General features: G+C 41.3%; 14 protein-coding genes. 10 read left to right on the forward strand and 4 right to left on the reverse strand.

What is annotated here, in order from left to right:
• The 3 genes from ACFFAP_RS30985 to ACFFAP_RS30995 form a co-directional block, all read right to left on the reverse strand.
• The coding region (locus tag ACFFAP_RS30985; protein ID WP_375514807.1) for a glycosyltransferase at positions 1 to 245 on the reverse strand (245 nt) is incomplete at its 3' end.
• Between the two features lie 234 nt (positions 246 to 479).
• On the reverse strand, positions 480 to 1,160 hold the full coding sequence (locus ACFFAP_RS30990; RefSeq protein WP_375514808.1) for an SDR family oxidoreductase: 681 nt from the start codon (positions 1,158 to 1,160) through the stop codon (positions 480 to 482).
• A 138-nt stretch (positions 1,161 to 1,298) separates the two neighbouring features.
• On the reverse strand, positions 1,299 to 1,967 hold the full coding sequence (locus ACFFAP_RS30995; RefSeq protein WP_375514809.1) for a hypothetical protein: 669 nt from the start codon (positions 1,965 to 1,967) through the stop codon (positions 1,299 to 1,301).
• Between the two features lie 293 nt (positions 1,968 to 2,260).
• Here ACFFAP_RS30995 and ACFFAP_RS31000 point away from each other — a divergent pair, with 293 nt between their 5' ends.
• The 8 genes from ACFFAP_RS31000 to ACFFAP_RS31035 all read left to right on the forward strand — a co-directional run bounded on the left by ACFFAP_RS31000 (position 2,261) and on the right by ACFFAP_RS31035 (position 7,131).
• Positions 2,261 to 2,548 (forward strand): hypothetical protein, encoded by a 288-nt coding sequence (locus tag ACFFAP_RS31000; RefSeq protein ID WP_375514810.1) that lies wholly within the window; start codon positions 2,261 to 2,263, stop codon positions 2,546 to 2,548.
• Positions 2,549 to 2,969: 421 nt separating this feature from the next.
• Positions 2,970 to 3,383: an element excision factor XisH family protein gene (locus ACFFAP_RS31005; RefSeq protein WP_375514811.1), complete on the forward strand. Its 414-nt coding sequence runs from the start codon at positions 2,970 to 2,972 to the stop codon at positions 3,381 to 3,383.
• Entirely contained in the window at positions 3,371 to 3,706 is a 336-nt protein-coding gene (locus tag ACFFAP_RS31010; RefSeq protein WP_375514812.1) for a XisI protein, read from the forward strand. Before ACFFAP_RS31005 ends, ACFFAP_RS31010 begins: the two co-directional genes overlap by 13 nt.
• A 134-nt stretch (positions 3,707 to 3,840) precedes the next feature.
• Positions 3,841 to 4,164, forward strand: a complete 324-nt coding sequence (locus ACFFAP_RS31015; protein WP_375514813.1) for a hypothetical protein — start codon at positions 3,841 to 3,843, stop codon at positions 4,162 to 4,164.
• A gap of 60 nt (positions 4,165 to 4,224) precedes the next feature.
• Positions 4,225 to 5,292 carry a tyrosine-type recombinase/integrase gene (locus ACFFAP_RS31020; RefSeq protein WP_375514814.1) on the forward strand — a complete coding sequence of 356 codons (1,068 nt, stop codon included), beginning with the start codon at positions 4,225 to 4,227 and terminating at the stop codon, positions 5,290 to 5,292.
• Positions 5,231 to 5,698, forward strand: coding sequence for a hypothetical protein (locus tag ACFFAP_RS31025; protein ID WP_273770069.1), 468 nt, complete (start codon positions 5,231 to 5,233; stop codon positions 5,696 to 5,698). The genes ACFFAP_RS31020 and ACFFAP_RS31025 overlap by 62 nt, the downstream gene beginning before the upstream one ends.
• 2 nt (positions 5,699 to 5,700) lie before the next feature.
• The gene (locus ACFFAP_RS31030) at positions 5,701 to 6,423 is read left to right on the forward strand and encodes a hypothetical protein (RefSeq protein WP_375514815.1); all 723 of its coding nucleotides are present in this window, start codon (positions 5,701 to 5,703) and stop codon (positions 6,421 to 6,423) included.
• A gap of 336 nt (positions 6,424 to 6,759) precedes the next feature.
• Positions 6,760 to 7,131 (forward strand): hypothetical protein, encoded by a 372-nt coding sequence (locus ACFFAP_RS31035; RefSeq protein WP_375514816.1) that lies wholly within the window; start codon positions 6,760 to 6,762, stop codon positions 7,129 to 7,131.
• Positions 7,132 to 7,169: 38 nt separating this feature from the next.
• Here ACFFAP_RS31035 and ACFFAP_RS31040 read toward each other — a convergent pair whose 3' ends face one another.
• Positions 7,170 to 8,111: a hypothetical protein gene (locus ACFFAP_RS31040; protein ID WP_375514817.1), complete on the reverse strand. Its 942-nt coding sequence runs from the start codon at positions 8,109 to 8,111 to the stop codon at positions 7,170 to 7,172.
• Between the two features lie 297 nt (positions 8,112 to 8,408).
• On the opposite strand from ACFFAP_RS31040, the gene ACFFAP_RS31045 reads away from it, so the two are divergent.
• Positions 8,409 to 9,134 (forward strand): hypothetical protein, encoded by a 726-nt coding sequence (locus ACFFAP_RS31045; protein ID WP_375514818.1) that lies wholly within the window; start codon positions 8,409 to 8,411, stop codon positions 9,132 to 9,134.
• 104 nt (positions 9,135 to 9,238) lie between these two features.
• The gene (locus tag ACFFAP_RS31050; RefSeq protein WP_366941881.1) at positions 9,239 to 9,628 is read left to right on the forward strand and encodes a hypothetical protein; all 390 of its coding nucleotides are present in this window, start codon (positions 9,239 to 9,241) and stop codon (positions 9,626 to 9,628) included.
• Positions 9,629 to 9,823: the final 195 nt, after the last annotated feature.

Below are 9,823 nucleotides of genomic sequence, written 5' to 3' on the forward strand. Positions count from 1 at the left end.
ATCAATTGCTGCCCTTGTTTCGATTGCAGAAACTCTTGCATATTGCCAGCGATCGCTGCAAACTCTAAATCAAACTGCCTCACAAATGGTTCAAAGTTCTCATGCGTTGCAACCGTTACTTCATGCCCCGCACGTTTCAAGCCAATAGCCAAAGCGCAGTATGGTTGCAAATCTCCTCTTGAACCTACTGTTAGGATTGTAATTTTCAGTTTCCGGCTTGTTACTATAGGTAAACTTTGACTCAAATATTTTTCCTGCTGAAAACGTAATGATTCAAAAATTGTACTAATTTATTGTGCCTCTAGGCGATAAACCAATACAGTTTAGATCAGCCTGTTTTTTCGTAACTGTTCCCTTGCCTTCACAGAGAAACTTTCTTAACTCAACCACATTGAGCCAATTGCGTAGGCGCAGCCCGTCGTAGACATCGCTGTTGTATTGGTTAATATACAGTCAAAACAATTCAACCATGATTAATTTCATGAAATGGTTAGGGGAATCCCGTTATCTTTGGGTTTTAACTTGAGAATAAATGGAACAGCTTTCAATACCCAATCGGACACGGATGTATAATTAGCAGCTTCTTCTCCAAAGGTAATTGAAAGCATATCAGTATGAATAATCCCTGGATTGAGGGGTATAGCTGCCATACCATTCGGTAATTCTTGTGCCAAAGAACGAGTTAATCCTTCGATTGCCCACTTGGAAGCGCAGTATGGTGCGACTTGGGCCCAAGTCGAACGTCCCCAGCCAGAACTAAAGTTAACGATAATACCCCGTTTATTTTTCACCATTGCTGGTACAAAATGACGAATTATATTCGCTACTCCTTTGATATTGATATCTATTAGGTCAGAAAATTCTTCGGATGGTATTTCCCACAAAGGTGCTGGGTAATTAGTAATTGCCGCATTATTAATTACTATATCTGGCGGTGAATATTTTTGGAGTACGTCTTGGGCCCATTTCTTTACAAGCTGTTCATCTGCCACGTCTACAGATGTGAAATCGTTGGGCGCACTAAACTTTTGGCGTATTTTATCGATTGCATCTGATGAACGGGCGCAACCAATAACAGTATGCCCCTGTTGAATAAAACCCTCGGTCATTGCATAACCTAGACCTTTACTTATACCTGTAATTAAGATGAGCTTACTCATATTTTTCTAGTATTCAATGTATCATCAGCAAATTTATCAGAGGTAGCACTTTTTACCAAAATCCCTGCACATTTTAAACCAATAACAAATGCACAGCCAGGTTCCATTTGTATGCGATCGCTAAAACAACACTGATTGTTACCTATTAGACTTTTTGTGAAGAGTGGGGTCAACTAACCTATATGATTGGTCAGGTTCACTCGTTGGAGGAAACGGATGCCCACTAATTGATGTTACCTCTAGCCCTGTGCTTTCTCCATCAGAATTTATTAGTTCGTACTGTCCGCTTATGGGAGTGCGTTCGCCTGGCCTATGCTTTGAAAATTGAGGCTCCAATGTTTGCTCACTTGACTGGCTTAACTGTGTAGTACCAGCACTATAAATTAGAGTAAATTGGCGATGAATCTCGAAACCTGGAAGATAGCCACCGTGAAACGGTATTTCTGACATCTGACTGAGCGCCCCTTTGATTTCTGAGATTGGTTTAAGCAATTTTTCGTTATCCTGGCTCCATCTAATAATTTGTACATCTAGCAATTCTTGAAACTCAAGAGCGTGTAGTGTTGCCTCCTCTGAGGGAGTTTGGCTATCTACAACAATCGATAACTTGAGAGTGAACAAAAGTTTCGTTTGTATTTGTGAAGAATCCTCATTAGAGGCAACTTGCGTACAATACTCGTCTACATGAAAACCAAACTGAGCCTTAAAATGGGAAAAGCTCTGTATTTGAAGTTGTTGACTAAGATATGGTAGCAATCCAGTTTCGGCATCTAATAGGATTTGGCGAACCATTGGTATTTGAATCATAAATGCTCTACAAGTTTTAAATTAAACCTTTTCTTTCCTAACAATTTGACAAGATTCAGCGCTTTGAGACATCCATCAAACTGACGAGAGTTAGCTCAATCACTCTGCTGATTTACTTAAAACATCTTTCATGCTGCTTTCACAAAAGATATTTTAAGTAAATTCTTCAGCAAGGGACTCGTCTTTTCCACAGATTTGGTGTATCTTGTAACTCCGTGCAATTATTAACACTTCATTTCTACCAACTTTACTTGAGTCCAAATTTTAAGCCAATGCCTTCGAGGGAACAGCCAATGAATACTTCTAATGATATAGATACAAAGAAGATCATCAAAAAATCCGACAAGCTTACCCTAAGACAGATGAAGTTAATCGAAGAAGCAGAAGACCAACTTCTTCAAGCTGATACCATTAATTCTTCAGCCCCTGTGGTTGAGGAGAAACCAGTAATCACTCAAGAGCCAAGAGAACCTGACTATATTCCGTTCCTTGACAATCCTCCAGTACAATCGGTGGGCAATTCCGGCTGGCAAGTGTCTGATGTCTGGCGGGATATCCGCGTGGATAGCTTCTCAAATTAACCCGGAACTAAGGCAACCACCTGAGCAATTTTTGTAAACTATCTTTGCACCAAGTCAAAGTTATAGTTGCATTGTGCCTATAATAAGTTACGGCTAACTATAACTGGAAGTTAGCACCCTGTAAATGGTTATCGCTTGGATTACGCATCAAAGGCGATACCAAAGACAAACAAAATTTATCGGCAGCGCAATAGTTTTTATTCCGTTGCCAACATGCACCCTCCGCGATCGCATGTTGGTGAAAGTGTTGTATATCAAGGAAAGTGGTTTTTATCGTAGTTTTTGCCAGATAAAAGATAAGGGTATGTTATTTTGTGTTGTAGTCTTGTATTGCGATGTAACTTAAAGCATAATGTGAGCAAAGTCTAGATTTAAAGGATTTATGTGCTGAAGTCGATGGTCATTACCAAGTTGAAATCTATTGGCTCGTGATTTATTCCACAATATTGTGAGGTCTGCATTAGAAAAAGAGGGTTGGGTAATTACAGATGATCCGCTCAATATTAGGTGTGGCGGGGTTGATGTTCAGATTGATTTAGGTGCAGAACACCTAGTTGCTGCCCAAAAAGCTGGAGAAAAAATAGCAGTTGAAATCAAAAATTTTGTTAGTGCATCGAAGATTTCAGAATTTCACATGGCACTAGGACAATTTATTAATTATCGGACTGCATTACGTGCAGAAGAACCTTCAAGAAATTTATATTTAGCTGTCCCATTGGTCACTTATAATGATTTTTTTAATTTGCCTTTTATTCAAACTGTAGTCAACGAAAACAAATTGAAGTTAATTATTTATAACCTTGAGACTGAGGAAATAGATCAATGGATAAGTTAAATGAATACCGCACAAAAGTTAAGCAATTATTAACTAAGTATATCGAGTACAAGCCTAGTTATGGAGATGTAGAAGTCGAACAGATTTTTGACGTAGAGTATGACCATTATCAAATTATTAGCATTGGATGGAACAATCAAAAACGGATATATGGCCCAATAATGCACCTAGATATCAAAAATAATAAAATTTGGATTCAACAAAATACAACGGAAGTAGATATTGCTTTAGAATTGATGGAAATGGGTGTACCTAAACAAGATATTGTCATCGGTTTTCATACTCCTAAAATGCGCCAAGTATCGGGATTTGCTGTGGAATAAACATGATGCAAAATGCAGAATCTTTGCCACTATTCCGATTGAGCATATATTAGTTAATAGAGAGCTATGAGGTAGCAAAAGGATTACTTTACTTTGTATAAAATCGGGTAAAGTTTTGTTGTAATAGCCACAAGTTGTCAATCATACTTTATTACAAACTAGTAGGACATACCCCTGTTGCTGTTAATTCATTGTCAGAGTGGCAAAATTATTTACACTCAGTACAAGATTCACTCAAACATCTAGTTGCCGAAACTATAGTTGGGGATGCCAAAGTATCAACTAGTTTTTCGGGATTCGATCTCACTTTTGGAGATCCCCCGTTGCTTTTTGAAACGATGGTTTTAGGCGGGCCTCATCACGGGAGAATGCAGCGTTATTCTACATGGGAGCAGGCACTAACGGGTCACGATCGTACCGTCGTAGAAGTCATGACTACCTCACCACCAGATGAGTAGTCTCAAATCAATACAGGATTATATTTAATACTTAATACTTAATAATTTACACAAAACTGGATGAACTACAGCGCAGATTCTTTACCTGAGATCAAACTCATTCCCCTTGATCGTGAAGCTCTACATTTCACACAGCCAGGAGAAACTAGAAGACCACCAACCGATATTCGGTGGGTAAAAGTTCTGGAATTTTTACGCAGCAACAATCTCGCACTCAACAGCCGCAAACTCTACGAACGCGAACTCAAAAGGTTTTTGACTTGGAGTGAGCTACATTATCATGAACTGCGTCCACGTCACCTTGCGCTATATAAAGAATATCTCCGTGATGAAATACGGACTGATGCAGGTAAACCGCTTTCAAAAAGCAGCATCAATGCGGGAATTGTGGCACTCAAAAGCTTTTTTAAATGGATGTGCTATACGTATCCTGAAATTATTGCTACTAATCCCACACTGGGGATTAAACTGGAAAAAGTACCACTGCCACCAGCCCAGAGTTTAACCCCAGAACAGATGGAACAGGTTTGGTCAGCGTTAGAGTTATTGGGAGAAACAAAGCAACGAGATACAGCACTCGTTCACATTCTCAGTCATGGACTGCGGGCTGGGGAAGTTGTACAGCTAAATGTTGGCTCATTTGATGGCAAGCTGCTATTTTTACCAGACACCAAAACCAATGAACCACGCTTAGTTCCACTGCGAAAAGAGAGTCGGGAAGTTTTAGCAGAGTATTTGCTTACGCGCGAACAGCAAGGAGAGGTGTTAAACAGCGACTTCCCACTGATGATTTCACACCATGCTTCATACAAGGGTGAACGCTTGAGTTATCACGGCATCTACTTCGCTGTAGAAAAAATTGGTGAAATAGCTCACATTGACGATTTACATCCTCACTCCTTTCGTCACACCTACGCTACTGACTTATTGCTATTGGGAGTTGACCCCAGCCATGCACGAAAATTAACAGGGCATCAAAGCGAGAAAGCGTTTCGGCGCTATACCCTTCGCCAATCGCGCGATCGCTGCTTACTATCGCGCGATTGGCGAAGAAGCGGAGTAAGGTATGCCGAAGCCGTTAGACCCCAAGTGTCAGCTATGTTCCAAATTACCAACAACCCAAGCTAAAGTGCTGCATGGAACAGCAGGGGACGGGTGTTGGAATCCACGCATTTGCCACAATCGCCGCTCATTCTATCGCCACCGCTCCCAGAATAATTCAGCAGAAATTGATACAATCGCAGTCGAAGCACCAGCAACATATTTTGCAGTGCTATATCTGTATAAAGAACCAGGCGATAAACCATTACACGCTATGTCGGCAGAACTCTGGCTGGGACAACAGCCTATTTGTCGCCTGGAACCAATTCACTGCTTTGGGCTAACGGCTGGCAAGATCCGCGCCTATACAGATCAGGTGTTGCAGGCGTTTGCTAAACAATACAGTGTTTCACTCTATCAATATAAAGATATGTTTGAGATTGCCTCAAACTACTGCCCAGTACGACCCTGCCCGTTACATCCAGAATCCTAGAGATGACCACATATCGCCAATTAACAATCTGGGATGTATTAGATGAATTGTCTGAATCTCCAGCGACATCCTCACTTGTGCCGATGTGGGAATGTTTAGATGCGGAGCTAGAAAATTTACCAATAGAGGCACAGTTATCAACCGCAGCGCTTGCCTTCAGTCAGATTGCAGATATTCTTAAGTCTCGTGCCGAAGTGCTGTTGCAAGATACGCGCGATGGGCTACGCCCCGCCGTAGGCGATCGCAATAGTCTTTTGGGGCCAATTGTTAGCACCGATCTCTTTGCTGGTTTAGTGCGGACAACAATGCACCTAGATTTAGATGATTTGATTGAACCGCAAACACCACAAACTTTTAAACCACATGGCCCACACCAATTTTCATCTCCTACTGAGTTGGGTGATTCTGTAGCAGCACCTGTTGAAAAAGCGAATGTTTTGGCAATGCTTGATGAGGTAACAACTTTAGAAGATGTCCGCAATTTGGCATCAGATGAGGATGTGGAAAAATGGCAGAGCGCCATCGCTAACCATCTGATAAATGTCAAAGATGAGATTTCTTTAGTTAAACTGCAACGTGTGTTGCAAATGCCGATGGTAGAAGTATGGTTGGGATTATTGCTGGGTGGGTTTACGCTAGAACAGCGTGGTGATTTTTATCACAACCAAAATGTCTGGGTGAAAAGTTCTCCAATTACTAACACTAACAATACATTCGCCATATAGGAGAGTCCGCGAACGCTTACCGCTTTCATACACCAAGTTAATTTTTGCATGGTTGCATTAACAATCAAGTTTACTTTTGCTGCTTCTAAACAAAGTTGTATTCTCTTTCAACAGCCGCCAGCAGCAAAGCGTGCAAGGATAACAGATAAGGTTTAGTAAAATCCCCAATCCTTGCAACTGCAAAATACTTGAAACCCTTGATTTATCGTTACAATAGTATTAGTAGTTAATAACCCGCAGAGGGTTAATCTGAGCGCTACTGAGCTTACTCGTCGTCAGAAGATAAGGAATCTTCTTCGTCATCCTTGTCAAAATTTGTATTGCTGAGGGGGACTTATGGGTGAATCGAAACGCCGAAAGGCAATATTAGGCAATCACTATGGTTTGCCTAATATTTTCAATGAAGTCCAATCAATGTGGACGCAGATTAATTTCTCAATCAAGCGAGTCAAAGATTCTGATAATGGATGTTTACTTGTTCAGTGTTCCAACAACGACCGAGGATTCCATCAAGACACTATTGCCCAACTTCAGAAAGAAATAGAAAATTGGAAATGTGATTTGGATATTCCTATCTTGATCCAAGTTCTCCCAAGGGGAGTTAAAAATTCAGAAACTAAACTTTTTGATGGGTTCGTTACCCTTTGGTGCAATTGTCCGGAATTTGAATTGTGGCGAGAAATATTTGAAACTAAACTCGTTAAGTGAACTTTGTTGTATTAAATTATTGTTTCCTAGCTGCACCATCATTTCTGTTGCCTCCACTCGATTTTGTACTCCCGTTCCACAGCCGCTAGCAGCTTTGCTTGCAAGGATGACAGATACGGTTTAGCTTGTTTCCCCAACCCCTGCAACAGCCAATCCACAGCTTCTTCACGGCTGACCACTTGATTTAACTGGCGCAACCGTATACATAACTGTTGCATAAATCTACAATCTTCATCAAATAGTTCCAGCGATTTCAGGTGTTCGATTTTTACGGTGTAGTCGCCGTCCCATGTCTGGAGTGTACAATTGTATTCCCCAACATGAGTTACCACGCCCCAATAACCTGTTTTACCTCTCAAGTCTAGGTTATCTTTGGGCAGAAGGATGCATATTTCACCAATATGGTAAGGATTGGGTACTTTCGGACTTTCGCGTATTTTATCCACAACATCTTTCACTATCCGACCAGAAGGAATCTTATTCCCAGCTTGCTCTACTGCTTGTTGCCATACATTCGCTTGTACAGCCGGTTCCAACTCAGCTTTTGCCAAAAACCGCAGTTGTCGTTCGTTGGTCGGCATTGGAATTTGCTGACCATTGGTCGGCAAAAACTTTTGAAGATTCTCGTAAACAGCAGTAGCCGAAATCTTCAAGTACGCTGCATCACGGCTGTAACCAAAGCGTTCGCGGCAGTATTCCTCAAAAGTTCGGTGCGTGGAACGGTATAGCCGTCTGTCCCTCAAGTCCATCAGCGCTTGACCCGCTGACAAAAATGCACGTTCCACACGGCGCTCTAAATGAAGGCGTAAGCTTTGTTCTTCCTCTGTCAACTCTGTAACTTCAACAGCAGTCACCGTAATCGTTGCTGAGGCTGGGTTATCTTGCCCAGAAGTATTTTCCTTTACAGAGTCGGCGGCTGGCTTTGGTTCACCAGATGCCACAGGGATAACTTTTTTGCCTCTGGATGGTGGTTTGTTCATTGCCCCACCTCTAGGCTGACAGCAGTCGAGCAAATATTGAGTTGTGTCATCATGGAATATAGAGTTTTTATTTATGCCCCGATCCTTTAAACAGGTTGGGGTTTTTCATTGCTTTTTATATTTTGCACCGATGAGAGAATACTTTGACGAAAATCAGTCCAATACCACAGTTAACAAGAAAAACTTCAGTTGTCAGGAGCCTGAATTCAAATCTGACTTTTGACTTCTGACAACTGAATTCAATTTCAGCTTATTCTAGAAAATACCTTCTTCAACACATGGGTAAAACAACGGCTAATGCTTGATTATTTGACGGCAGGTATTGCATTTTGGATGACTTTGTTTGGAGTACAAGAGTCGTTGTTAGAATTTCGCCTGGGTTATCTCGGTCGTTACTGGTTTCTTGCGATTAGTGCTAGCTTACTCCTAAGCTTTTTGCTCTCTGCCCCGATTACGATCGCACTAATCATTAAATTTGGAGTAGATCCTTTCACTTTCCCAGATAATGTTATTCTTTGTGCTATCGCTGCCGTCATCTTTGGTGTGATGCTCACCTTTTCACAGTGGTTGATACTTCGTCAATCCGAAATGACACCGAGAGTTTTTGCTGTAATTAATACGGTTGTTGGAATTATTGTCTATTTTCTATTGGTGTGGATCAATGAGGGTACTCTGGAGTGGAGTGGCAATCCAATTAACGGCTGGAAAACTGCCCTCGTCTTTTTAGCTGCTGGTGCGATTACCGGAGGTGTCACTGGTAAGGCTTTGGATTTCTACTGTGAGCGAGTGGAGCGGCGATTAATTCAAATCGAGAGAGACAGGCTAGAAAGAGAAACAAGAGAGAGAGAACGAATAGAAAGAGAAAGGCAAGAAATAGAAAAGCAAGAAATAGAAAAGTTAGAAAGGGAAGCTTTAGAAAGAAAAAGGATCTCGAGAGAAATTGCTTTGGAGTCAGAAAGAAAGTGGTATGAAGAACATGGTGATGATGATTTCGATTATGAGGATGATGAAGATGAAGAATAATAATATCTTGGCTTCATGTTATCAGTTATACAAAATACTACAATCTTAACCATACAATTGTTAGCTTCGACAAGTACTCAATCACAGTTCATCATATATGTAATATGCCTATCAAACACCCTGTTTTACTTGCACTGTTACCGCTCTCCATTCTTTGTGTTAGTACGGCTTCCGTCTCTGCACTTCATTCGCCAAGACCAACAGCACTAGCGCTTACCAAGGACAATCAAAAGTCCCCATCAATCATCTTCTTCCTGCCCAAAGAACGGCCTCAGACTGGAGTCGGTTGGTCAATCACCACCACTTCTGGGGAGGCAGAACTAGCCTTAGCCAAGCATTTGGTGAACATCAAAGCAAAGGAATATGTCGCTTGGTGGTGTCCTCACTGTCATGAGCAAAAATTACTCTTTGGTAAGGAAGCCTACCAGATTATCAGTGACACCATCAAGGTGGAGTGCGACAAGAGAGGTTTAAACGCTCATCCAGATTGGTAGCTGCGAAAGTCCCTGGTGTACCAATTTGGGTTATCAATGGACATCAGTATAGTGGGGTACAGAACCTCAAGGAGTTAGCTAAAGCTTCTAGCTACAAGGGGGATATTCACTTTCGCTACATCCAAAGTGAATAAAGAGTATGTGTCGTGCGGTGTGGTTGCCATATTTTTAAACTTCTCTAAAATAATCGTTTTT

Source organism: uncultured Nostoc sp., from assembly GCF_964245575.1.
GTDB lineage: Bacteria > Cyanobacteriota > Cyanobacteriia > Cyanobacteriales > Nostocaceae > Nostoc.

Coding starts and splice junctions, on each gene's coding strand:
- ACFFAP_RS30990 (WP_375514808.1), bottom strand. CDS start 1,160: ATGAGTAAGCTCATCTTAATTACAGGTATAAGTAAAGGTCTAGGTTAT.
- ACFFAP_RS30995 (WP_375514809.1), bottom strand. CDS start 1,967: ATGATTCAAATACCAATGGTTCGCCAAATCCTATTAGATGCCGAAACT.
- ACFFAP_RS31000 (WP_375514810.1), top strand. CDS start 2,261: ATGAATACTTCTAATGATATAGATACAAAGAAGATCATCAAAAAATCC.
- ACFFAP_RS31010 (WP_375514812.1), top strand. CDS start 3,371: ATGGATAAGTTAAATGAATACCGCACAAAAGTTAAGCAATTATTAACT.
- ACFFAP_RS31020 (WP_375514814.1), top strand. CDS start 4,225: ATGAACTACAGCGCAGATTCTTTACCTGAGATCAAACTCATTCCCCTT.
- ACFFAP_RS31025 (WP_273770069.1), top strand. CDS start 5,231: ATGCCGAAGCCGTTAGACCCCAAGTGTCAGCTATGTTCCAAATTACCA.
- ACFFAP_RS31030 (WP_375514815.1), top strand. CDS start 5,701: ATGACCACATATCGCCAATTAACAATCTGGGATGTATTAGATGAATTG.
- ACFFAP_RS31035 (WP_375514816.1), top strand. CDS start 6,760: ATGGGTGAATCGAAACGCCGAAAGGCAATATTAGGCAATCACTATGGT.
- ACFFAP_RS31040 (WP_375514817.1), bottom strand. CDS start 8,111: ATGAACAAACCACCATCCAGAGGCAAAAAAGTTATCCCTGTGGCATCT.
- ACFFAP_RS31045 (WP_375514818.1), top strand. CDS start 8,409: ATGCTTGATTATTTGACGGCAGGTATTGCATTTTGGATGACTTTGTTT.
- ACFFAP_RS31050 (WP_366941881.1), top strand. CDS start 9,239: ATGCCTATCAAACACCCTGTTTTACTTGCACTGTTACCGCTCTCCATT.